The sequence below is a fragment of the Actinoplanes sp. NPDC023936 genome (assembly GCF_040639325.1).
Taxonomy (GTDB): domain Bacteria; phylum Actinomycetota; class Actinomycetes; order Mycobacteriales; family Micromonosporaceae; genus Actinoplanes.
In genome coordinates this window covers 24,583-45,418 of sequence record NZ_JBEZZR010000055.1, presented here as the reverse complement: position 1 = coordinate 45,418, position 20,836 = coordinate 24,583, and the positions used below count along the sequence as shown (strand labels likewise).

Here is a 20,836-nt window from a genome sequence, read left to right as displayed (position 1 = left end):
CAAGGACCCCGACCGATACCTGATCCGCTGTGACATCCACACCCGACACGGCGGCCATCACACCAGAACCATCGGCAGCCACCCACGACCGACACTCAACCCAGCAAGATCAACTTAAGCTAAGTGGCATTGGGGCGACACCAGCCGTAGTCCAGAACGGCTACCCGAGCTTGATCACATGCCTGGACTACGGCCGGGCGACACCAGCCGTAGGCCAGAACGGCTACCCGAGCTTGATCACATGCCTGGACTACGGCCGGGCGACACCAGCCGTAGGCCAGAGCGGTTACCCGGGCTTGATCACATGCCTGGGCTACGGCCGGGTGGCGCCAGCCGTAGGCCAGAGCGGTTACCCGGGCTTGATCACATGTGTGGGCTACGGCCGGGGCGGTGAATTCCAAGATCGGCGAGGCGGGAGGTGGCTGGTGCGAAATGACAGCCGCAGGACGCCAGCGCGGGGCCGGCGCGGCCCAGGCGACACGCGGCCCAGGCGACGCAGGGCTCGGAATGCCACCTCGCGACAGCCGTGTAAGCCGAATATTTGCTGGTAGCGGAGTTTTCTCAATCTGCCAGCAGGGTCAGTGCTCCCGGACGCGACAACACGCAGTGTCGGCGGCCCTACGCCCGGGCGCGCACCGCGTCCGCTGACGGCGGGGCGCTGCCGCCCTGCGGCTCGGTCGCCGTCATCAGCTCGATGATCGCCTCCCGGTCGGCCTTCGACGGCAGGCCCCAGCCGGGCCGGTAGCCGTACACCTCGTCCAGGCCGGTCGACGCGGTACGCCCGTCGAGGATCTCCACCGACGTGCTGTCGATCAGTCCCGGATGCTCCACCCCGCACGCCTCGGCGACCTTGACCAGGTCCCGCCGCAGCGTCTTGATGTAGTTCGCGGCCCGCACCGACTTCAGCGCCGGGTCAAGTCCCCTGGTCAGCCACCGGTTCTGGGTGGCCACCCCGGTCGGGCAGGTGTCGGTGTGACACTTCTGCGCCTGGATGCAGCCGATCGCGAGCATCGCCTCCCGGCCCACGTTCACCATGTCGCAGCCGAGCGCGAACGCGACGATCGCGTTGTCCGGCAGGCCCAGCTTGCCGGCCCCGATGAACACCACGTCGTCGGTCAGGCCGCGTTCGGCGAACATCCGGTACACCCGGGCGAAGCCGACCTGGAACGGCAGCGACACGGTGTCGGTGAAGATCAGCGGAGCCGCGCCGGTGCCGCCCTCGCCACCGTCGATCGTCACGAAGTCGACGCCCCGGCCGGTGGTCGCCATCAGGGTGGTCAGCTCGTCCCAGAAGTCCAGGTCGCCGACGGCCGACTTGATGCCGACCGGCAGCCCGGTCTCGGCGGCGAGCAGTTCCACCCAGTCGAGCAGGCTGTCGGTGTCGGAGAACTCCGCGTGCCGCGACGGGCTGACGCAGTCGACACCCTCCGGGATGCCGCGGGTCTCGGCGATCTCCGCGGACACCTTGGCCGCCGGCAGCAGCCCGCCGAGGCTCGGCTTGGCGCCCTGGCTCAGCTTGATCTCCAGTGCCCGGACCGGGTTCGCCTGGACCAGGTCCTTGAGCCGCCGCAGGTCGAAGCGGCCCTCGGCGTCCCGGCACCCGAAATACGACGTGCCGATCTGGAAGACCAGCTCACCACCGTTACGGTGGTACGGCGACAGCGCGCCCTCACCGGTGTTGTGCAGGCAGCCGGCCAGCGCCGCGCCCCGGTTCAGCGCCTCGATCGCGGCGCCGGACAGCGAGCCGAAGCTCATCCCGGAGATGTTCACGACCGAGTCCGGCCGGAACGCCTTGGCGCGCCGCTTCCCGAGGACCTTCGCGCACGGCACGTACGCCTCGAACCCGGCATGCGGGTTGGACCGCGGCACCGCCCGCCCGAACGTCCGGTGCTTGATGATCGGATAACCGGCCGTGTACTCGATGTCGTTGTCCGTGCCGAACCCGAAGTAGTTGTTCTCCTTCTTCGCCGACGCGTAGACCCAGCGCCGCTGGTCGCGGGTGAACGGCCGCTCCTCGTTGTTGCCGGCCACCACGTACTGCCGCAGCTCCGGCCCGATCGCCTCGATCAGATAACGGCCGTGCCCGATCACCGGGAAGTTCCGGAGCAGCGCGTGGTCGCGCTGCAGAAGATCCCGCACGGCGACCGCCGCGACCGCTGACACCGCGGCGGCAGCGGCCGCCCGCACTCCCCGACTCATGTCCCCCTCAGTTGCCGCCCGGCCACCTGCTGAAACCGAAGTGTGCGAAGCCCGCCGCAACGGCCGCCCCTCCTGGAACGATCAACGGTGTGACAGCACCGCACTGGGACAACGCCGCCGACGCCCACGAGTTCGCCAGCATGATCAAGTCGATCCTCTCGGGCAACAACGACCTGTGGGATGCGGTGTACGGCACGAGTTACCGCCCGCGCGGCATCCCGGAGGAGGACGCCGACTACTACCACCACCGCGTCAAGCGGATGCTGGGCATCGCCGCGGGCTTCTTCCTGGCCACCGCGGAACGGCTGGCGCCGCACGAGAAGACCTCGGTGGAGGAGATCCTGGACGCGGCGGAGCACCGGGTCGCCTCCCACCCGCCGCCCGAGCCCCACTGACGGGCGCCGCGCACGGGTCGGTGCCGGAACCTGGTCGGCGCCGGAACCCGGTCAGTGCCAGAACCCGGTCAGTGCCAGAACCAGTCAGTGCCGGAACGCGTTCACCAGCTGGGTCAGGTCGTTCGCCATCATCGTCAGGTCGGCGGCGGCCTGCTGGGTGGCCCGGGCGCTGTCCGCCGTGGCCGAGGCGATCTCGGCGACCCCGGAGACGGTCCGGGCCACGTTGCCGCTGTTGGTCGCGGCGTCGACCACCGACCGGCTCATCTCGGCGGTGGTCGCGGTCTGCTCCTCCACGGCCGAGGCGATCGTGGTCGTGTAGTCGCTGATCTGGCCGATCACGCCGGTGATCTGGGAGATCGCCGACGCCGCGGCGCCGCTGGACGCCTGGATCGCGCCGATCCGGGCGGTGATGTCCTCGGTCGCCTTCGCGGTCTGCTGCGCCAGCTCCTTGACCTCACCGGCCACCACGGCGAAGCCCTTGCCCATCTCGCCGGCGCGGGCCGCCTCGATCGTCGCGTTCAGCGCGAGCAGGTTGGTCTGCTCGGCGATGCTGGTGATCAGCCGGACCACGTCGCCAATCTCCGCGCTCGCCTGGCCGAGCTCGGCGACCCGGTCGGTGGTCTGCTGGGCCATCGTCATGCCCTGCGAGGCGACGTGCGCGGCCTGTCCGGCGCTGGAGGCGATCTCGGTGATCGACGCGCTCATCTGCTCCGATCCGGCGGCGACGCTCTGCACCCCGGCGTTGACCTCCTCGCTGGCCTGTGACGCCGCCCCGGCCCTGCTGGACGCCTCCGCGGCGCCGTTCTCCAGCTGCGTGCTGACCGTGGACAGCTCCTCGGCCGCCGCGGACAGCGTGATCGCGACCTGTGCCATCCGGTCCACGCTGGCCGCCACCGCGGTGGTGCCGGCGTCCAGCTCGGCGGCCATCCGGCCCAGTTCGTCGCGGCCGTCCACCTCCGCGCGCACGGTGAGATCACCGGCGGCCAGCGCCCGGGTGACCCGGCCCACCGACGCGAGGGTACGCATGATGCCGCGGGTCACCAGGAACGCCATGGCCAGGGCGAGGGCGAGTCCGGTCACCAGCATGACGATCATGAGCGTGCGTGCCGACCGGTACGCCGCCGCGGTCTCGGCGCGCTTCTCCTCGGCGACCGTCGTCTCGATCGACACCAGCTCGTCGAGCGCGCCGGTCACGGCGGTCAGCGCCGGGCTGCCGGCGTCGTCGCGGACCTTCTCGAACCCGGCCAGGTCCTTGGCCCGCGCGAGCGGCACCAGTTGCTCGTCACGGACCTGCTGGACCTCCGCCCAGGCGGTGCGGAACTCCTGCACGGCCGTTTCCCGGCCGGTCATGTCGGTGGAGGTGTAGGCGGCGAACACCTCGTCGACCCGCGCGTCCGCCTCGGTGACGGTCTGCGCGTCGGCGTCCATCCCGGCGTCCCGCTGACTGACGACCATGTCCAGCACCGCCGCCCAGGATCGCTGCACGTCCTTCTGCACGGCGCCGAGCTGCGCCACCGGCATCAGGTTGTCGCGGTACAGGTACTCCGCCGCGTCGGCCATCTGCGACGTCTTCTGCAGTCCGACCGCTCCGATCGCGGCCGCCGCGATACCGGCGATCGCCACCGCCGCGTAGATCTTCGTCCGGACCGACAAGTCGTTGAACCACCGCATCGCGACCCCCTGAGTGACTGTTCAGACCGGCATCGAGACGTCACCACTCTGATCGGCAGGTCCGGGCCGGAACGTAGCTCCGGCCCGCACCCAGCTTCCTTCCGGTGTGCGCACCTCCAGGCCCACGACCTGCTCGCCGGAGCGGACCACGCGCACGTCCGGGCATCCCTCGGTGACCGGCTGCCACCCGCGGGACGGGTGGTGCACGGCGTGCCGGCGGCAGTGCTCCTCGTCCACGTAGCCCCAGGCCATCAGCACCTCACGGCCGCCGTAGGAGTAGCGCCCGACCGAGGCGGTCCGGTCGCCCTCGGCGCGCCGGTAGAAGTCGGCCCGCAGCCCGGGCACCGCGGTCCCCTCGAAGTCCGCGTCGGTGACGGTGCGGTGCGGGGCGTAGGCGGCCAGATCAGGAAGGGACACCGTTGTTCCTCGTTCGCTCGACGTCGTTGAAAGCCGGATGACCAACCCTCAGTCGCGATCACGGTAGCGCTGGTTCCCACCGGCACACTTCCCGATCAAAAAAGACCCCATTGGGGGGTACGGCGGGAAGGGCTCCCCGCTTATCCCGGTCAAACCACCCTAAGTAGTGAATTAGTTACGGATCGCAGCGGGTAGCAATGAGTCACAGCCGTTGACCCCCCAGTGAAGGGAGAACTCCTGTGATCGCACAGGACAAGGTTCACTCGCTCTACGGCCTCGACGTGTACGACAACGACGGCGATCGGATCGGCACCGTCGGTGCGGTGTGGACCGACGGCGCCGGCCGTCCGGTGTGGGCCAGCGCCCGGACCGGGCTGTTCGGCCTCAACGAGTCGCTGTTCCCTCTGCAGAACGCGGAACTCCGGGGCGACAGCGTGGTGGTCCCGTTCGACAAGGCGACGGTCAAGGACGCCCCGAACGTGGACGCCGACCACGACGAACCGCTGGACCGCGACGAGGTGCGGCGGCTCTACGAGCACTACGGCTTCCGATGGGAGGACAATTATCGCGGGTCCGCCGACGGCGGCCGGGAGTACGCGGACCACGACTGGGAAGCCGCCGGGCGCGGCGGGGACGCCGGGGACGGCGCGATGACCCGCTCCGAGGAGCGGCTGAACGTCGGCACCGAGCAGGAGCGGGTCGGCCGGGCCCGGCTCCGTAAGTACGTGGTGACCGAGCCGGAACAGGTGTCCGTCCCGGTCAGCCGCGAAGAGGTACGCCTGGAGCGGGAGCCGGTCACCGACCGCAACCGCGACGCGGCGTACTCCGGTCCGGACCTGACCGAATCGGAACACGAGGTGACCCTGCACGCCGAACGCCCGGTCGTCGGCACCGAGACCGTGCCGGTCGAGCAGGTGCGGCTCGGCAAGGAGACCGTCACCGAGCAGCAGGAGGTCGGCCGGCACGTCCGTAAGGAACGCATCGAGGCGGACCTTCCCGGCGAACAGGACCGCACCATCGGCTGACCAGCAGACCGTCCGGCGCCCCCGCTGGGGGCGCCGGACACCCTCAGCCGCGCCGCGCTCAGCGAGCACCGAATCGCGCCGATAAGAGAAGGTCGGCTGCGTTCTGGAGGCATCGCTGGCATGAGTTACCGGCTCTCGCTGGCCCGGACCGTGCTGTTCGCCCTCGTGTACGGCCTCGCCGTGTACACCGGGCGCCGTGCGGCCCTGGACCAGTCCGGTGTCTCGCTGGTGTGGCCGTCGGCCGGTGTCGGAGCGCTCTGGTTCTGCGCGCAACGCCACACCCGTACCCCATGGGCCGATCGTGTCCTGTTGCCGTTGACCCTCGTCTCGCTGACGCTGCTCACCGGCGCCGCGCCGTGGGAGGCAGCCCTGTACGGGGCGGCCGGACTCGTCCAGGCCACGATGTTCCGGCGGCTGCTGGCGCGGTTGCGGCCGAACCTGTGGGGCGGCGCCGGCGCCGAGCCGCTGCGCGCGCCGCGTGACCTCTGGGGACTTCTCGCCGCCGCGTTCGGGGCGGCCGTCTGCGCGTGCGCCGTCGGTTCCGTCGGTGAGTGGCTGCACCGGGGGGACTACCCGTTCGCGGCGACCGTCATGAACCTGGCCCGCAACACCACCAGCATTCTGATCATCGGGTCGGCCGGGGTGTTCGCGGCCGGCACGCTCGCCGCGGCCCGCAGCCGGCGGGGCTCCCGGCTCGGCCTGTGGCAGCAGGCCCGGAGCCGGCTGGCCGGCACGTCTCGCTGGCGGATCGCGGAGTACCTCGCCATCGTGGTCTGCACCACCGCGGCCTACCTGGCCGGGTTCGCCTACGAGGACCGGCTGCCGCTGTCGTTCGCGATGCTCGGCTGGACGGTCCTGGTCGCCACCCGGCTGTCCTCGCCGTTCGTCCTGGTGCACAACTCGGTGGCCGCCGGCATCGCTGTCGCGTTCACCCGCGGCGGTTCCGGGCCGTTCGCGCAGGTCGCCGACCCCACGGTCCGCGCCGTCATGGTGCAGCTGTTCGTCGCCCTGGTCGGCGTCGTCGGTCTCGCCCTGGCGCTGGGCCGTGACGAGCGCCGCCAGCTGCTCACCCAGCTCGCCCACGAGAAGGAGCTGCTGCGGGCGATCATCGACTCGATGGCCGACGGCCTCGCGGTGATCGAACCCGACGGCCGGATCTCGCTGAGCAACCCGGCGGTCAGCCACCTGCTCGGCGGTGTGACCAGCCCGGACGACCGGATGGCCGACGCCGCGTGGTACGGCCTGTACCAGGTCGACGGCACCCCGTTCCCGGACGACGGCCTCGCCCACATCCGGGCCCTGGCGGGCGAGCACGTCCGCGGCATGGAGATGCTGGTCCGCAACGCCGGGGTGCCGGACGGCCGGTTCATCAAGGTCACCGCCACCTCGCTGCCCCGGCCCGGCGGCACGCACAGCGCGGTCGTGCTGTTCCACGACGTGACCGCCGAGCACCGGCAGCGCGACGAGCTGACCAGCTTCGCCGGGGTGGTGGCGCACGACCTGCTCAACCCCCTCTCCGGGGTGCAGGGCTGGACCGAGGCCGTGCACGACTCGGTGGCCGGCGCTCCCCCGCACCCGAACCTGGATCAGGCGCTCACCGACCTGGACCGGCTGAGCCGCACGTCGGCGCGGATGCGCGGGCTGATCGACGGGTTGCTCGCATACACCACGGCCCGGCAGGCCACCGCGGAACCGGTCGTCGTCGACACCGCCGCGATCCTCGCCGACGTCGCCGGCGCCCGTGCCGATGCCGCCGTCGCGGCCGGCCAGCCGGAACCGAAGATCACCATCGGTCCGGTGCCACCGGTCTCCGCCGACCCGGTGCTGCTGCGCCAGCTGCTGGACAACCTGATCGGCAACGCGATCAAGTACACGGCGCCCGGCGTCACCCCGACGCTGGTGATCAGCGCCGACCGGGTCGGGGACATGGTGTCGATCCGGATCGCCGACAACGGCATCGGCATCCCGCCGGGTCAGCACACCGCCATCTTCGGCGACTTCCACCGGGCGCACACCGGCGGCAGTTTCCCCGGCACCGGCCTCGGTCTGGCGATCTGCCGCCGGATCGTGGAGCGCCACGGCGGCACGATCACGGCCACCGACAATCCCGGCGGCGGCTCCTGCTTCACCGTCACCCTGCCCGCCGCCGCGCCGGCGCCCAGCGCGGCGCCGGCGTCCAGCACGGCACCGGCGTCCAGCACGGCACCGGCGTCCAGCGCGATGCCGGCACGCGGCTGACCGACGTCACCCGGCCCGGCGGACCGCCTTGCCGGTCAGCTCCCGGACCAGTTCCTCGGAGCCGCCGAGGTTCTCCCAGCCCACGTCGGTGACCACCACGAGCATGTCACCGCTGCGAGCCACTCCGGCGAACTGGCTGACCGTGGCCGGCTCCTCGTCGGCATAGCTGAACCGCTCGTCGATGCGCACCAGCACCGACTCGTCACCGGCGATCCCGGTGCCGATCACCGACCACCGCCGCTGCCCCTCCCCGAGACCGCCCGGGCACCTGTCGAGGGCGGCCCGGATGTCGGCGAACTGCTCGGCCGCGCCACCCCGGCCGAGGAACTCGGTGACGATCGTCGGGACGCTGCCCTCGTCCGACCTCACCAGGTACCGCATCGCGACCGCGCCGGTGCGCAGCCGGTCGCTCGGATAGGGCTCGTCGCCGCACGGGCGCACCGGCCGGACATGGGCGAACTCGCCCTCCGGCAGCTTCTCCGGTTGCGCGCCACCCACGTCCGCGGGCTGCAGCAGCGCGCTCGCCGGGATCCCGGCGGGGCTCGCGCCCGGCGCCCCGGCCGACGACCCACCCGCCGACGATCCACCCGCCGACGATCCACCCGGCGACGCCCCACCCGGCGAGGACAGCCCCGATGACGACACGTCCGGTGACGACCCACCCGGTGACGAGACGCCCGGTGACGACACAGCCGGTGACGGGCCGGCGGCGGAGCCCGCGTCCGAGCCGCAGGCGGTCAATGCTCCGCACAGCAATCCGGCAGCGGCGGCACGACGAATTCTCATGTGCTGACCCTTACCCAGCCGCGAGCACCTCCCGCAGGGTGGCGGCGAATTCCGCCGGCTTCCCGGCGTAACCGAACTCGCCGCCCAGGAACCCGCCGTGATGGCTGGGGAAGACCGTGGGCTGCTGGCCGAGCAGCGCCGCGACACCCACCGCGGAGCGGGCCGTGTAGGTCCCCGCCGACTCCTCGCCGACCGCGATCACGATCCGGCTCCCCGCCGCCGTCAGCGCGGCCGCGTCGGGCCGATAGTCGCTGATCGCCCAGGAGCGCTTCGACAGCAGTGGGTCGTCACGGCTGCCGTCGTCGCCGGTGGGCAAGCCGAACGCCGCCGGGTCGGGCGCCGGCTGGGCGAAGTAGTCATCGGTGAACTCGCCCTGCCACGACGTCATCTGCAGAAACACGGCCATCCCGGCGCCGAGACCGGCTTTCTGGTACGCGTCGTGGAAGCCCGCCCGGGCTCGTCCGGCGGCCTCCGCGTCCGGCAGCACCGCATTGAGCGGCGGCTCGTGCGCGACGAGCGTGGCGACGTCGCCGCCGTGGGCGGCGACCAGCTCGAGCCCCGTGACCGCGCCGCCGCTGCTGGCGAAGACGTCGACCGGGCCGGCGCCGAGGGACGTGATCAGCGCGTGCAGGTCGGCCGCCTGGTCCTGCGGGGTGTGGTCGGTCCGGCCGTCCTTGCGGACGCTGCGGCCGAGCCCGCGCGGGTCGTAGGTCACCACGGTGCGGTCGGGGAAGTGGGCGGCGAGGGCGGCGAAACCCTCCGCCGTCATCGGCTGCCCGATCATCAGCAGGAGCGGCCGGCCGTCGGCGGGCGGGAGCGGCCCGCGCACGTCGTAGACGAGGTCGGCCTCGGGTGTCGCGAGCGTGCGTGTCTGCGGCTGCGTCATGGGCCCGAGCCTACGACCGGGGTACGACCTTTTCCCCGAGCGCGAACACGTCCACCAGTCCGGTGATCGCCAGCACCTGGTACACGTGGTCGTGGGCCCGGCCGATCTCGAGCTCGCAGCCGAAGTCGCCGGCGTCCCGGCGGCAGTTGAGCAGCGCCCGGATGCCGGCCGAGTCGAGGAACGTCACCGCGCCGAGGTCCAGGCTGATGAGCCGGGGCTGATCGCGGTGCAGAGCGTCCCCCACGGCGCGCCGGAGCCGCTCGCAGGAGTCCCGATCGATCTCGCCGGCCGCGGAGACGACGACAGTCCGCGGAGACGAGGTACTGGATCGGACTTCGACCGTGAGCGGCGTCCCGTCCAGGAAGGTGTCAGGTGCCATGGTGTGGCCTTCGGTTGTGAGGGTCGTCGTTGTCGTGCTGATCGCCCGCGTCAGTGGACGATGCCGAGAGAGCGACCCCGGTGTGCGGAGGCTGGAAACCCGACGTGTTCCGTAACGCCATCACCCTACTCCGCCGGCCGGGCCGGCCCATCAATTCCCGGATCCGGCGTTTCACCGGTTCCCGGCAGGGGTAGCCACCCCGCCGCGCCGCCCCACCGGCGGTCCAGGCGAAAGGACGCACCCCCGATGACGTCGACGATCACCGCCGGTCGGGTGACGACCGGCGCCACGGCGCCGGCGGCACTGTCCGTGGCGGTTGCCGAGGAGTTCCTGCTGCTCGATCCGGTCAGCGGCCGCAACGCCGCCCCGCCGGAGCGCGTCGTCACCGGCTGGTGCACCGGCCTGCGCCAGATCCGCGCCGGCCTGGGCGGCCTCCGGGAGCACGTGGCCGAGGCCGCGGAGGCGGCCGGCGCCCGGCTGGTCGCGATCGGCGCCACCCCGGTCGGTGAGACCGGTCCGGGCGGAACCGTCTGCGGTCTGCACGTACGCGTCGAGGTGCCGGACCAGGAGATCGCCGCACAGGTGCCGGACCATCTCCGGGTCTGGCTGCCGGTGATCCGGGCCCTCGCCGTCAACTCGCCGCTGTTCGGCGGCGCCGACACCGGGCACAGCAGCTGGCGGTCGGTGCAGACCCGGCACCGTCCCGGCCTGGACACGGACCGGTGCGTCGTGACTGCCGGTGTCGCCGACGTCTGCACCGATCTCGACGACACCGTCCTGGTGACGGCCCTGATCCGGGCCGCGGTGGCGACGGCGGTCAGCGACATCCTGGACCGGCGGCCGGCTCCGGCCGTGCCGGACGCGGCGGTCGCCGCCGCGCACCGCGGGGCCGCCCGCGACGGCCTCACCGGCGAGCTCCTCGACCTGCGCCTGGACCGGACGCGGCCGGCGTGGGAGCTGGTCGACGAGTTCTTCGCCACGGTCAGCCCGGCGCTGTTGTTCAGCGGCGACCTGGACCTGGTCGTCGGCGGGCTGGCCCGGCTGCGGCACACCGGGGACGGCGCCGCTCGCCAGCGGCGCATCCTGACCGGCACCGGCGACGTGCGGGCGGTGCTGGCCGCGCTCGCCGCGTGGACCCGGACGTTCTGACGCCCGGCGGCACCATCCAGCGCCCCCGGCGGCCAGGAAGTCGCCGCGGGCGTCAGCGGACCCGGTCGCGCAGCAGCGGCGCCGCCCACACGAGCGCCAGCGCCACCGCCAGCGTCGCGGCCGGGACACCGTCGCCGGTGTACAACAGCGCCCCGATCCAGGTCGCCACGATCAGGGTCCGCATGCTCTGACTCAGCCTCATGCCGACCCGCATTCCCCGTGCCCCGGCCCGCCGGGGCCGAGCAGCGGCCCCGGCGGGTCATCCCCGCTGCCGAAGCTGCCCCGGCGGGTCAACCCCGGTACCGGGGCAGCGTCACCTCCATCGCCAGTCCCGCCGGGACCAGCCGCCGGCTGCGGATCGACCCGCCGAGACCGCCGAGCAGCTGGCGTACCACCCACAGTCCGAGGCCACGCTCGTCGGGTGGCGGGGTACGCCGCCGCAGCGCCGTCCGCAGCTGCGGCGTGGGCCCGCCGGCGTCGGCGACGGTGAGTCGCAGCCGCCACGGCCGGGCCTGCACGGTGAGCCGCACCGGGCCGGACCCGTGCCGGACCGCGTTGCCGACCAGGTTGATCAGGATCTGCTGGGTGTGTCCCGGGTGGACCGGCCAGCGCAGGGCGGCCCGCCCGGCCGAGATCCGCACCGTCCCCGCCGGCACGGTGGCGGCGACCGCCGGCAGGATACCGGCGAGCGGGACCGGTGCGACGGCGCTGCCTCGCAGGCCCCACACGGTCTCCGAGGCCTGCCCGAGGATCGCCTCGGCATAGGCGACGTGCTCCGCGGCCAGCCGGGCGAGCTCGGCGCGGCGCGGCTCGGACGGCGCCTTCTCCAGCGCCTGGACCAGACCGGCGAGTGTCGCGATCGGCGGGCGCAGCTCGTGGCACACGCTGCGGATCAGCAGCAGGCCCGGGTCCGGCCGGGCCTGCCGGGGAATCAGACGCATGACTGGCTCCGGGCGGGGCAAGCGATCGCCATGAGAACGACGATCCGGGTGGCGATCATCGACGACCACGACCTTTTCGTACGGGGAATGGAACTGCTCCTGCCCGAGGTGAGCGGTGGCCGCGCCACAGTGGTCGCGACGACCAGCGACGCGGCGTACGCGGCCGGCATCGTCCGCCACGCCGCCCCCGACCTGGTCCTCGTCGATCTGCACATGCCGCCGCCCGGCGGGCTCCACGCCATCGAGGCGGTCCGGCGGGCCGCCCCGCGGGCGACCGTGATCGCGATGTCCGGTGACGACGATCCGGCGGTCGTCCTCGCGGCGCTGCGCACCGGCGCCTCCGGTTTCCTGCCGAAGAGCAGCACCGCGGCCGCCCTGCTGGCGCCGCTGCTGGCCGCGCACCAGGGGTGGGCGGTGCTGCCGCCGCGGCTGCTCGCCGACCTGGTCGCGAAGGACCAGCGGCGATCCGTGCCGGCGGCCACCGAGTCCCTCGGCCCGGACGACCGCGCGTTGCTGCGGCTGATCGCGAGCGGCTCGTCGACCGCGGACATCGCGACGCGGCTGCACGTCTCCGAACGTACCGTGAAGCGCCTGACCGCCACGCTCCTGCGCAAGCTGCGGGTCTCCAGCCGCGAAGCGGCTGCCGCGCTGGCCGGCAGCGCCGGTCTGCTGTAGGTCGGCATGCGCGGCCGGATTCCCCGATCCGGACGGTTCAACCAAGCGTTCTGACCAGCAGGAACCCGTTGAGGGCGATGATCAGCAACGCCACCGCGGACGCGGCGGCCGTCGTGATCGGACGGTTCGCGTGCTCGCCGAGCAGGTCGCGCCGCCGGGTCAGCCAGATCAGCGGAATCAGCGCGAACGGCACCCCGAAGGAGAGCACCACCTGCGACCAGACCAGCGCCCGGGTGGGGTCCACGCCGATCAGCAGCACGACCATCGCCGGGGCCATGGTGACCAGCCGGCGCAGGGCGAGCGGGATGCTGCGTCCGATGAAGCCCTGCATGACGACCTGACCGGCGTACGTGCCGACGCTCGACGACGCGAGCCCGGAGGCGAGCAGCGCGATCGCGAACGCGGTGGCGGCGTGCCCGTCCAGGACCGTGCCGAGTCCGGCGTGGATGCCCTCCAGGGTGTCGGTGCCGCCGATCCCGGTGCCGAAGAAGAGCTGCGCGGCGATCACCAGCATGGCGAGGTTGACGAACCCGGCCGCGCCGAGCGCGATGAGGGTGTCGGCGCGCTGGCAGCGCAGGGCCTCGCGCAGCCGGGCCGGACCGGCCGCCGCGGTACGGGATTTGGTCAGCGCCGAGTGCAGGTAGATGACGTGCGGCATCACGGTGGCGCCGAGGATGCCGGTGGCCAGCAGAAGGCTCTCGGTGCCCTCGAAGGACGGCACCATGCCGGTGGAGAGCGCCGCCGCGTCGGTGCCGGACCGCAGCGCGGTGTAGAGGAAGCCGAGCAGGATCACGCCGAGCAGGGCGCCGATCACCGTCTCGAACCGGCGCACCCCGCGCTGGTGCAGCTCCAGCAGCGCGAACGCCGCCGCGCAGGTGATCAGCCCGCCGATCGGCAGCGGGACGCCGAAGAGCAGGTAGAGCGCGAGGGCGCCACCGATGATCTCGGCGAGGTCGGTGGCCATCGCGACCAGCTCGGCCTGCACCCACAGGCCGCGGGAGACCGGCCGGGGCAGCTGCTCGCGGCAGAGTTCCGGCAGGTCACGGCCGGTGACCAGGCCGAGCTTCGCGGAGAGCGCCTGGATCAGCATCGCCATCACGTTCGCCGCCACGATCACCCACACCAGCAGGTACCCGAAACTCGCCCCGCTGGTGAAGTTGGTGGCGAAGTTGCCGGGGTCGGCGTACGCGATCGCCGCCACGAAAGCCGGGCCGAACCAGGGCGCGACCCGCGTCACCCGGTTCTTCAGCGGCATTGCCAGATCCAGAACCACCATGGGCCCCGCAATGCCCACGGCGGCGGGCCTGTCCGGGCCACGGATGACCCCATAAGGCAAACGTGGCGGGTAGCCGGTTCTTCGTGCCACAACGGCCCCCGAAAGGAGCACCTCATGTTCAAGCACGTTGACTACCTGCAGTTCCAGGCCAAGCCGGAGAAGCCGGACGCGCTGCTCGCCGCGAAGATGCAGGAGCTGGTCGGTGGCCAGTTCGGCGAGATGACCGTGATGATGCAGTACCTGTGGCAGGGCTGGTCCTGCCGGGTCCCCGGCAAGTACAAGGACATGATCATGGACATCGCGACCGAGGAGATCGGTCACGTCGAGATGCTCACCACCATGCTGGCCCGGCTGCTCGAGGGCGCCCCGAACGAGGCGACCGAGAAGGCCGCCGCGGCGAATCCGATGCTCGCCGCGGTGATGGGCGGCATGAACTTCCAGCACGCCATCGTCACCGGCGGCGGCGCCCTGCCGCGGGACTCCGCCGGTGTGCCGTGGAACGCCGGATACATCATCGCCAGCGGCAACCTGCTCTCCGACTTCCGGTCCAACGTGGCCGCCGAGGCGCAGAGCCGCCTGATGACCAGCCGGGTCTACAACATGACCGACGACCGTGGCGTCAAGGACATGCTGCAGTTCAACCTGGCCCGCGACACCTACCACCAGCAGCAGTGGCTGCTCGGCATCGAGCAGCTGATCGCCGACGGCTTCACCGAGAACGGCATCGAGGACTCCAACGCCGAGTTCGAGCACCCCGAGGCGAACCACACGTTCTACAGCTTCGACCCGGAGAGCCAGGCCGGCGAGGGCCGCTGGGCGCAGGGCCCGACCCTCAACGGCAAGGACGAGATCGTGTACGTGCCGGACGCGCAGCCCCTGACCGACGACAAGCCGCTCGGCCCGGCGCCCGACCCGAAGCTCTTCGTGACCTACGACGGCTCGATGGGCAAGGGCAAGCCCGGCACCGGGGCCGGCGCACACGCGCAGGGCGTCGCGAACGTGGTCAACAAGATCAAGGGCGCGCTCGACTAGGCGTCCTCCGGCCCGAGTCCTCGCCGGCTCCCCCCGGTCCGAGTCCTCGCCGGCTCCCCTGCCCGTGTCCTCGCCGGCTCCCGGCCCCGCCGAGCCGGCGAGGACACGGAGGCGCGCCCTTTCTTCAAGCGGCGTGCCGCCATCCGAGGGGAACGTTGCGCTTCGCGGAAAGTCGCGGACGCCCCGCGCCCCACAGAATGACGCGAAGCCGAAGCGCGACACCGATGCCGGTGACCGACCGTGACACCGCCCCGTCACCCCCGATTCCCGGAACGCACGAGCGGCGATGCCGGCACCGAGTGGACCAGCCAAGACCCGACTCGGCTGTAAAGATTCTTTCCGGTACTGGCAAAATCGGGGAATGTTGTGGACCGCCGACTTCATCCGGTACTTCGTTGCCCGGACGGTCTCGGTCTTCGGGGACGCGATGCTGACCGTGGCGGCCGCGCTCGCCGTGGGGCAGTTCTACGGGGCCACCGGCGTCGGCGTCGTGCTCGCCGCCTGGATGGTGCCGTTCCTCGGCGTCATCCTGTTCGGCGGGGTGTTCGCGGACCGGATCGGGGCCCGCCCGCTGATGCTGACCGCCGACATCGTGCGGACGGTCGCCCAGGCCGTCGTGGCCGTCGCGTTCTTCACCGGCACGCCCGCCCTGTGGCTGCTGGTCGCCTGCTCCGCGATCAGCGGCATGGCCGCCGCGATGTACCAGCCCGGGGTGAACGGGATCGTGCCGCAGGTGGCGACCGATCCGCACCGGGCGAACGCCACGATCAGGACGGCGAGCGCTGTCGCCGAGCTGCTCGGGCCGGCGGCGGCCGGCATCCTGTTCGCGCTCTTCGGGGCCGGGCCGGTGTACGCGGTCGACGCCGCCACGTTCGCGATCAGCGCGGGCTGCCTGATGAGCCTGCGGATCGCGAAGATCAAGAATACCGGCACGTCACCGCTGCGGGATCTGCGCGACGGCTGGCAGGAGTTCCGGTCCCGCACCTGGCTGTGGAGCGTCATCGGAGTCTGGATCGTCTTCGGCGTCTTCCTCTTCGGCCCGCTCATCCCGCTCGGCTCGGTGCTGGTCAGCGATGAGCTCGGGGCGCCCGCGTACGGCTGGACGCAGTCCGCCATCGGCGCCGGAACCATCGTCGGCGGCCTGGTCGCGCTGCGGTTCCCGCCGCGCCGGCCGCTGGCGGCCGGCGCTGTCGCGATGTTCGGTTTCGTGCTGCTGCCCCTCGCCATCGCGCTGCATGCCACACTGCCGATGCTCCTGGCGGCCGCCGCGGTCAACGGGTCCGTGTGGGCGTTCTGGTCGGTCCAGTGGCAGACCAGTGTGCAGACCCAGGTCCCGCTGAACACGCTGAACCGGGTCACGTCCTACGAGGTCCTCGGCTCGAACGGCAGCCTGCCGATCGGTCAGGCCCTGGCCGGCCCGGTGGCCGGGGTGGCCGGGCCGGAACGGGTGCTCGGCGTCTCCGTGGTCGTCGGTGTGCTGGGCTGCGTGACGCTGCTGCTGATTCCGGCCGTTCGCGGACTGCGCCGCGTGGAGAGTCCCGGCTACAGTCCCGGGGATGCGGCCGCTGTCCCTCCTGGTGATCAGTCTCCTGCTGGCCGGGTGCACCGGGACTCCGGCCGGCGAGACGACTGACCAGCCCCTGAACATCAGCGTCACCGCCGAGCAGTGGCGTGTCCACGAGGTCAACCGGCAGCTGGCGATCGCCCTGCGCAACAACGGGACCACGCCGGTGCGGGTCAGCCACGTCGCGCCGGATCTCCCCTCGTTCGAGGGCGAGTCCGGGGTGGGCACCGACGCGCTGCTGCCGGTCGGCGGGCTCCGCGTCGACGTGCCGGTGCCGTTCGGCGCCGGCGGCTGCGCCCCGGCCGAGGCCGCCGCGTCCCGGGTGACGGTCACCGCCCGGCCGGAGGGCGCCACGGAGTGGCAGCAGGTGACGCTCGACCTGCCGCACCCGAACCCGCTGCTCGACAAGCTGCTCGCCGCCGACTGCGCGGCGGAGACGGTCCGGGAGAGCGTGACGCTGGCCTTCGGCGCGTGGCAGGACCTCGGCCCCGATGGTGTCCGGGGCAGCCTCGACATCACCCGCACCGGCGACGCCACCGGAACCGTCCGGATCACCGAGCTCGACGGCAACGTCCTCTACCGGCTCGCCTTCCCGGAGGGTGGCACGGCCGAGGTCACCGCCGCGAGACCGGCCGCCGCGATCCCGATCGTCGTCACCCCGCTGCGCTGCGACCCGCACGCCTTCGCCGAGGTGAAGAAGCCGTTCGAGTTCCCGGTGCACGTCGCCCTGGACGGCCGGGAGCCGCTGGCCGGCACGGTTCCGGTCGACGAGGACGACAAGACGGCGCTGGACACCATGCTCCGGCGCGTCTGCAAGGTGCCCTGACTACGCCCTGTCCCCTCCGGAAGCCGGCCTAACTACGCCCGGTGAAGAACGACACCGCCTCGGCGAGGGCCAGATCGGTCAGCGCCGGGTCGTGCCGCGGCCCGACGTCCCGCATGAACGCGTGCTCGCCACCCCGATAGACGTGCAGTTCCACATCGTCCAGGCCGGCCGCGTAGAGCTCGGAGACGATCCGCAGCCGGGCGTCGGCCGGCACGTGCGGGTCCGACGAACCGAAAACGATCAGCAGCCGGCCGCGGATCTCGGCGGCCCGGGACAGCGAGTCGGCCACGTCGGCGCCGAGCGCGCCGTTCTGCAGACCCGTCGGGTAGAAGCACACGGTCGCCGCCACCCGCTGATCGAAAGCGGCCCGGAACGCCAGGTGCCCGCCGAGGCAGAACCCGGTCACGAACAGCGCCGTGATGTCGTCACGCGCGTCCATCCAGTCGAGCAGCGCCTGCCGGTCGGCGTCGAACGCCGCGGTCGTCGTGGCCGCGGCGCCGTCCAGGCCGGCCTTCTTGCCGGCGTCGTCGAACTCCAGGGCGACCCCGGCGAGCGGACCGTGCGGGTAGATCTCCGGCACCACCACGACGAACCCGGCCGCCGCGAGCCGCCGCGCGGTCCGCAGCGTCGACTCGGTCAGCTGGAAGATGTCGGTGTACAGGAGCAATCCCGGCCACGTGCCGTCACCGACCGGCGCGATCACCGCGGTCCGGATCGGGCCATCGGACGACGGCACCTCGACAAGCTCTTCACGCACCTTCACGGCGGGACCTCACAACTAGAAACCGTCAGAACAGATGAGAACCGTCAGAAACAGATCAGAATCAGATCGCGTCGGCCACGCCGCTCACGGTCATCGCCATGCCGAGCAGCACGACGACAGCCGCCGACACTACCGGTAGCCGCCGCAGCAGCGGACCCGGCCGGACATCGGTGAACCGGTCCCGGGCGGTGACCAGAATCAGTCCCAGACCCACCAGCACCGCACCCAGCCCGGCACTGAACGCGACGATCATCGCGAGCCCCAGCGCGGTCCGGTGCAGCCCTACCGCGAGGATCAGCACGCCGAGCGCCTCCGGACAGGGGATCAACCCGCCCGCCGCGCCCATCACGGCGATCTCCCGGCGGCTCCCGGGCGAGACCGGGGCGGTCCTCTCACGCTCCTTCACCAGGTACGGGCTACGCGTCCCGTGCGAAGGCGACGGTGTCTCCCCGTCCCTGCCGCCCTCGGCGACAGGAAGCGCAAGCGTCTGCTCGCCGGCGTCCCCGTGCCCGTCCCCCGGCGAGCCCCCGGAGGAATGACCGTGGGAATGCCCGCGCGCCTCCCCCCGCAGCCGCCGCCGCAGAACCCGCAGCCCGAGAGCCAGCACCACCACCCCGGTGACCACTTTCAGCCCCGGCACCAGCAGTTCCGGCATCACGTAGTGCCCGGCCGCCAGCACCGCCGCCCCGAGCAGCAGCACCGACCCGGTGTGCGTCACGGTCACCGTCGCACCGAGCGCGACGGCCTGCCGGGGCGTGCCCCGCGAACCCACCAGATAGGCCGCGAGCATCGCCTTGCCGTGTCCCGGCGTGAGCGCGTGCAGGGCGCCGAGCAGGGCACACACCGCGATCAGCAGAGCCAGCGCCCACGGCGAGGCGACCGGTTCCCGGAGCGCGGCGAGCATCGTTCCCCCCGTACCCTCGCTGGGTGGTGGAGCGGAGCCGGAAGCCGGGGCCGCCGCGGCGGCGACGAGGCCGACGGCGATCGCGCGCCCCTCGTGGCCGCGCCGGATCGAACCGGCCGCGCGCCCCGCGCCCTTGGCGACCAGCACGCTCATCTGGATCCGGGTCTTCTGCTCGGTGATGTAACCGTCGGTCACCGCGAACGCCCCGGCGGACGCGGGCAGCGGCGCCGTGGCCCGCACCGTGATCACGCCACCGCCGGCGGCCAGCAGGTCGTACTCCGGGTACGCCGAACCGGTCACCGTGAAGCCGGCCGGGGCGCCGTCGGTGGCCAGGGCGAGCGCCGACTTCACCCGTACGTCATGGGCGGAGGTCTCGGCGGGACTCAGCCGGCGGTCGCCGTCGGTGTCGAGCGAGCGGGCGAAGCCCGGCGCGACGAGCGCGCCCGCCCCGATGTCGATCTGCACGTCCAGGGTGGTCGCCGCGGGTGTGAGGTAGACCTGCTGGATCACCTCGTCGAGCGCGTGCGCCTCGGCCGGGGTCGCGGGCAGCGCCGCCAGGAGCGCCAGACAGAGAGCGCCGATCTTCGTGATCAACTGAGTTCGGCCCCGTAGTCGTTGTCCGGCTCGCGATAGATCGAGTGGATGTGGGTGATGCCGCCGGCGTTCGCGCCCTGGCCCTGCTGGTGGGCGAACTCGATGATCAGTGACGGTCCCTGCACCCGGTAGTAGACGGGCTCACCGACAGTGGTCTTGCCGGACCAGGCGAACCAGGTCTCGTCCAGGTTGTCCTCGGCCTCTTCGATCTTGGACTGGGCCTGCGCCGGGGTGAGCGTGCTGAGCCACTCGGTGATCAGCGTCATGAGCAGCTCCTTCTGCTCCTCGCTGAAGGTGGAGACCTGCACGCCCTCCTCGGCCAGCGTCTTGCCGTCCTGCTGCGCGCCGAGCACGATCTCGGTGATCGCGGTGTCCAGTTGCGCGGCCTCCTGCTGCTCGTCGTCGAGCGCGTCCATCACCGCGAACGCCTCGTCGGTCTCCCCCTTGAGCGGTTCCACGGTGGTGCCCGAGGTGGTGTACGACGCCGGTTGCGCGCCCCAGAGCGTCGGCGCGAGCGTCATCTCGTCGCCCTTCAGCGTGATGTTGACGGCCAGGTGGTGCCCGCCGTACTGGATGGTCCAGATCTCCGATTCGGACGGTGTCCCGAGGATCCGGATCCAGTAGTGGTCGGCGCCGAAGTCGAGGTCCTGCCCGCCGGACGCCTTGAGCACGCCGTCCCCGGTCGTGATCCCGGTGACCTGCGCGTACCCGTCCGAGCTCAGCGCCGCCTGGAGGATCTTGAGCACCGCCGCCTGCTGCGCGGTGGAGAGCGCGTCCATCCGCAGGCCGGCCCGCTCGAAGAGCTGGTCCGGCAGATTGGACCACTTCGCCAGGTTGTCGGTGGTGCGCTCGCTCTGAACGCTGGTCTTCTGGGTGTCGTCGAGCAGCGCCAGGAACGCCGTGGTGGCGTTGAGGACGTCCTCGGTGCCGCCGGTCGTGGTGCCGGCGCTGGCCGCGGCGGAGGCGGCCGGGGTCTCGGTGGTGGTCGTGCTCTCGTCGTCGTCCCCGCAGCCGGCCGTCAGCGCCATCAGCAGGGCGGCGCCGGCGGCGAAAGCCCGGCGTGGCTTGAGCATTCGTGTCTCCTGTCCGGGTCGCCTTGATCAGCACCCGCCCGGA

The 20,836-nt window shown here is 72.1% G+C and carries 20 protein-coding genes; 8 read left to right on the top strand and 12 right to left on the bottom strand.

What is annotated here, in order from left to right; translation table 11 throughout:
- Window positions 1-618: 618 nt before the first annotated feature.
- Complete coding sequence (locus AB0F72_RS39245; RefSeq protein WP_360443297.1) at window positions 619-2,199, bottom strand: FMN-binding glutamate synthase family protein; 1,581 nt, start codon at window positions 2,197-2,199, stop codon at window positions 619-621.
- An 89-nt stretch (window positions 2,200-2,288) separates the two neighbouring features.
- Here AB0F72_RS39245 and AB0F72_RS39240 point away from each other — a divergent pair, with 89 nt between their 5' ends.
- Window positions 2,289-2,594, top strand: coding sequence for a hypothetical protein (locus AB0F72_RS39240; RefSeq protein ID WP_360443294.1), 306 nt, complete (start codon window positions 2,289-2,291; stop codon window positions 2,592-2,594).
- 84 nt (window positions 2,595-2,678) lie between these two features.
- Here the strand turns inward: AB0F72_RS39240 and AB0F72_RS39235 are convergent, their stop codons facing one another.
- Together AB0F72_RS39235 and AB0F72_RS39230 are read right to left on the bottom strand one after the other, a co-directional pair.
- Window positions 2,679-4,265, bottom strand: coding sequence for a methyl-accepting chemotaxis protein (locus tag AB0F72_RS39235; protein WP_360443291.1), 1,587 nt, complete (start codon window positions 4,263-4,265; stop codon window positions 2,679-2,681).
- A gap of 21 nt (window positions 4,266-4,286) precedes the next feature.
- On the bottom strand, window positions 4,287-4,682 hold the full coding sequence (locus AB0F72_RS39230; RefSeq protein WP_360443288.1) for a hypothetical protein: 396 nt from the start codon (window positions 4,680-4,682) through the stop codon (window positions 4,287-4,289).
- Between the two features lie 239 nt (window positions 4,683-4,921).
- Between AB0F72_RS39230 and AB0F72_RS39225 the strand changes: the two genes are divergently transcribed.
- Together AB0F72_RS39225 and AB0F72_RS39220 are read left to right on the top strand one after the other, a co-directional pair.
- Window positions 4,922-5,707: a PRC and DUF2382 domain-containing protein gene (locus tag AB0F72_RS39225; RefSeq protein ID WP_360443286.1), complete on the top strand. Its 786-nt coding sequence runs from the start codon at window positions 4,922-4,924 to the stop codon at window positions 5,705-5,707.
- Window positions 5,708-5,827: 120 nt separating this feature from the next.
- Window positions 5,828-7,945: an ATP-binding protein gene (locus AB0F72_RS39220; RefSeq protein ID WP_360443284.1), complete on the top strand. Its 2,118-nt coding sequence runs from the start codon at window positions 5,828-5,830 to the stop codon at window positions 7,943-7,945.
- Between the two features lie 6 nt (window positions 7,946-7,951).
- Here the strand turns inward: AB0F72_RS39220 and AB0F72_RS39215 are convergent, their stop codons facing one another.
- From AB0F72_RS39215 to AB0F72_RS39205, 3 genes are read right to left on the bottom strand one after another with little or no spacing between them, the layout of a single operon-like run.
- The gene (locus tag AB0F72_RS39215; protein WP_360443281.1) at window positions 7,952-8,731 is read right to left on the bottom strand and encodes a hypothetical protein; all 780 of its coding nucleotides are present in this window, start codon (window positions 8,729-8,731) and stop codon (window positions 7,952-7,954) included.
- 10 nt (window positions 8,732-8,741) lie between these two features.
- Window positions 8,742-9,617 carry an alpha/beta hydrolase gene (locus tag AB0F72_RS39210; protein ID WP_360443278.1) on the bottom strand — a complete coding sequence of 292 codons (876 nt, stop codon included), beginning with the start codon at window positions 9,615-9,617 and terminating at the stop codon, window positions 8,742-8,744.
- Window positions 9,618-9,627: 10 nt separating this feature from the next.
- Entirely contained in the window at window positions 9,628-9,996 is a 369-nt protein-coding gene (locus tag AB0F72_RS39205; RefSeq protein ID WP_360443275.1) for an STAS domain-containing protein, read from the bottom strand.
- 246 nt (window positions 9,997-10,242) lie between these two features.
- Between AB0F72_RS39205 and AB0F72_RS39200 the strand changes: the two genes are divergently transcribed.
- Entirely contained in the window at window positions 10,243-11,145 is a 903-nt protein-coding gene (locus AB0F72_RS39200) for a glutamate-cysteine ligase family protein (protein ID WP_360443272.1), read from the top strand.
- Between the two features lie 52 nt (window positions 11,146-11,197).
- Here the strand turns inward: AB0F72_RS39200 and AB0F72_RS39195 are convergent, their stop codons facing one another.
- Together AB0F72_RS39195 and AB0F72_RS39190 are read right to left on the bottom strand one after the other, a co-directional pair.
- Window positions 11,198-11,329, bottom strand: a complete 132-nt coding sequence (locus AB0F72_RS39195) for a hypothetical protein (protein ID WP_360443269.1) — start codon at window positions 11,327-11,329, stop codon at window positions 11,198-11,200.
- Window positions 11,330-11,435: 106 nt separating this feature from the next.
- Complete coding sequence (locus tag AB0F72_RS39190) at window positions 11,436-12,086, bottom strand: HAMP domain-containing sensor histidine kinase (RefSeq protein ID WP_360443266.1); 651 nt, start codon at window positions 12,084-12,086, stop codon at window positions 11,436-11,438.
- 30 nt (window positions 12,087-12,116) lie between these two features.
- Between AB0F72_RS39190 and AB0F72_RS39185 the strand changes: the two genes are divergently transcribed.
- Window positions 12,117-12,761, top strand: a complete 645-nt coding sequence (locus AB0F72_RS39185) for a response regulator transcription factor (protein WP_360443263.1) — start codon at window positions 12,117-12,119, stop codon at window positions 12,759-12,761.
- 37 nt (window positions 12,762-12,798) lie between these two features.
- Here the strand turns inward: AB0F72_RS39185 and AB0F72_RS39180 are convergent, their stop codons facing one another.
- On the bottom strand, window positions 12,799-14,037 hold the full coding sequence (locus AB0F72_RS39180; protein ID WP_360443260.1) for an Nramp family divalent metal transporter: 1,239 nt from the start codon (window positions 14,035-14,037) through the stop codon (window positions 12,799-12,801).
- Window positions 14,038-14,151: 114 nt separating this feature from the next.
- Here AB0F72_RS39180 and AB0F72_RS39175 point away from each other — a divergent pair, with 114 nt between their 5' ends.
- From AB0F72_RS39175 to AB0F72_RS39165, 3 genes are all read left to right on the top strand, one after another.
- On the top strand, window positions 14,152-15,069 hold the full coding sequence (locus tag AB0F72_RS39175; RefSeq protein ID WP_360443257.1) for a manganese catalase family protein: 918 nt from the start codon (window positions 14,152-14,154) through the stop codon (window positions 15,067-15,069).
- Between the two features lie 361 nt (window positions 15,070-15,430).
- On the top strand, window positions 15,431-16,702 hold the full coding sequence (locus AB0F72_RS39170) for an MFS transporter (protein ID WP_360443254.1): 1,272 nt from the start codon (window positions 15,431-15,433) through the stop codon (window positions 16,700-16,702).
- Window positions 16,626-17,459: a hypothetical protein gene (locus tag AB0F72_RS39165; RefSeq protein WP_360443251.1), complete on the top strand. Its 834-nt coding sequence runs from the start codon at window positions 16,626-16,628 to the stop codon at window positions 17,457-17,459. Before AB0F72_RS39170 ends, AB0F72_RS39165 begins: the two co-directional genes overlap by 77 nt.
- A gap of 28 nt (window positions 17,460-17,487) precedes the next feature.
- Here AB0F72_RS39165 and AB0F72_RS39160 read toward each other — a convergent pair whose 3' ends face one another.
- The 3 genes from AB0F72_RS39160 to AB0F72_RS39150 all read right to left on the bottom strand — a co-directional run bounded on the left by AB0F72_RS39160 (window position 17,488) and on the right by AB0F72_RS39150 (window position 20,793).
- Window positions 17,488-18,222: a dienelactone hydrolase family protein gene (locus AB0F72_RS39160; protein WP_360443248.1), complete on the bottom strand. Its 735-nt coding sequence runs from the start codon at window positions 18,220-18,222 to the stop codon at window positions 17,488-17,490.
- Between the two features lie 61 nt (window positions 18,223-18,283).
- Complete coding sequence (locus AB0F72_RS39155; protein WP_360443245.1) at window positions 18,284-19,720, bottom strand: hypothetical protein; 1,437 nt, start codon at window positions 19,718-19,720, stop codon at window positions 18,284-18,286.
- A complete protein-coding gene (locus AB0F72_RS39150) occupies window positions 19,717-20,793 on the bottom strand; it encodes a DUF3500 domain-containing protein (RefSeq protein ID WP_360443242.1) in 1,077 nt (358 codons plus the stop codon). The genes AB0F72_RS39155 and AB0F72_RS39150 overlap by 4 nt, the downstream gene beginning before the upstream one ends.
- Window positions 20,794-20,836 lie beyond the last annotated feature (43 nt).